This is a genomic window from Mycobacterium kyorinense (assembly GCF_002101735.1).
Lineage (GTDB): Bacteria > Actinomycetota > Actinomycetes > Mycobacteriales > Mycobacteriaceae > Mycobacterium > Mycobacterium kyorinense.
In genome coordinates this window covers 1-1686 of sequence record NZ_LQPE01000149.1, presented here as the reverse complement: position 1 = coordinate 1686, position 1686 = coordinate 1, and the positions used below count along the sequence as shown (strand labels likewise).

Genomic DNA, 1686 nt, shown 5'->3' with positions numbered 1-1686 from the left:
CTTTTGTGCAGCGGGAATGTGCGAAACTCGGTGAGTGGGCGGGGACACCGGCTATATCGGCGACTACCGGGTGGTCCGGCGGCTCGGCGCGGGCGGTATGGGTGAGGTGTTCTTGGTCGAGCATCCCCGTTTGCCGCGTCAGGACGCGCTCAAGCTCCTCGACACCACCGTCAGCCGTAACCAGGAGTTCCGCGGTCGGTTCATGCGGGAAGCCAATCTTCTGGCGCCGCTTCGCCATGCAAACATCATCACCATCTACGACCGTGGCGACCATGACGGCCAGCTGTGGCTGACGATGGAATATATCGCGGGCCAGGACACCGCACGCCTGTTGAAAACACGATCCGCACTTCCAATGGACTTGGCGATGCAGATCATCGCCGGCGCCGGCGCCGCCCTGGACTACGCGTACGGCGAGCATCAGATTACCCACCGCGATGTGAAGCCCGCCAACATCCTGGTGGAGTGCGGACGCGACAACCGCCTGAAGATCGTCAAGCTCGCTGACTTCGGGATAGCTAAGGCCGTTGGTGAATCCACCTCTTTGACTTCAAGTGGGGTGACGGTGGGCACCATGGCTTACATATCACCCGAGGCTCTCGAAGGTCGGATCCTGGATAACCGCGCTGACATTTATTCGTTGGCGTGCACGGCGTTCGAGCTACTGACCGGTGCACCGCCATTCACCGCCGGGAACCTCGCGGCGCTGATCGCAGCGCACTCGACGCAAGCCCCGCCGTCGATTACCGCCCGCAGGCCCGGACTTCCGGACTACCTGGACGCGGTGTTCGAGCGTGCGCTCGCCAAAAACCCCGACTCGCGGTTTCAGAGCTGCATGCAACTCGTGGAAGCGTTGGGAGAGCCGCGCGCCGCGGTTGTTCCTCATGCCGCAGTATCAGCAGTCGATCGAGAGACGCGTCCGTGGGTCACGGCTGGCCCAGCGTATGCAGGCCCAGCGTATGCAGCGGAGGTCAGTGATGCCAGCGTTGATTCGCAGCCTTGGCCGTCGGCGCAGCACCGCGACAGCGGCGTCCTATCCGCAACGCCCCCGGTACGCACCGCGTTGCAGCGTGACCGCAATCCTGGCCGGGTTGAGCCGTTTCCGAACACCTCGCGCTCTCGTCTTCGCCTTTGGCGAGCGCAGGCGGCCAACCCAACCGTACTGAAACGCCGCAAACGGCCCCTGATCATCGTTGGCGTCGTGATCTTGTTGACGCTGATAATATTTGGCGTCGGACGAAAGTTGCTGAGTAGGACCTATTACCTCGCCGACTACCAAGGGACGGTGGCGATCATGCAGGGACTGCGTGATCTACCAGACTCGTTTCTGGGTGTCCGGCTGAACGGTCCCTTCATGCAAGAATGCCTCAATGCCCGGGGCGAGTTGTCGGAGATCCGCTATGGCCAGTCGACGAAGCACTGCAGGCTGTTGCGCGTGGACGATCTGCAGCCCGACAAACGCGCTCAACTCCAGGCCGGGATGGGCGACGGGGGGCTTGCGACTGAGATAGACGGCCTGAGGTACCTGTCCCGAGCCGGCCTGCTACCGATCTGCAGCACGGCATCGCCACCTCAAGCACCACCCGCCGAATTGCCGTCCGGCCAGCAATCTGGGATCGACTGTCGCCCGGCAGCTTAAGCGCGTGGGGCCGGCTATATGAATACGCGTGAACGGGTTTCGCGTTT

At 62.8% G+C, this 1686-nt stretch carries 1 protein-coding gene; it reads left to right on the top strand.

Going from position 1 to position 1686, the window contains the following annotated elements; all coding sequences use genetic code 11:
* The first annotated feature begins 34 nt into the window (after positions 1–34).
* On the top strand, positions 35–1639 hold the full coding sequence (locus AWC14_RS20510; RefSeq protein WP_236723814.1) for a serine/threonine-protein kinase: 1605 nt from the start codon (positions 35–37) through the stop codon (positions 1637–1639).
* Positions 1640–1686: the final 47 nt, after the last annotated feature.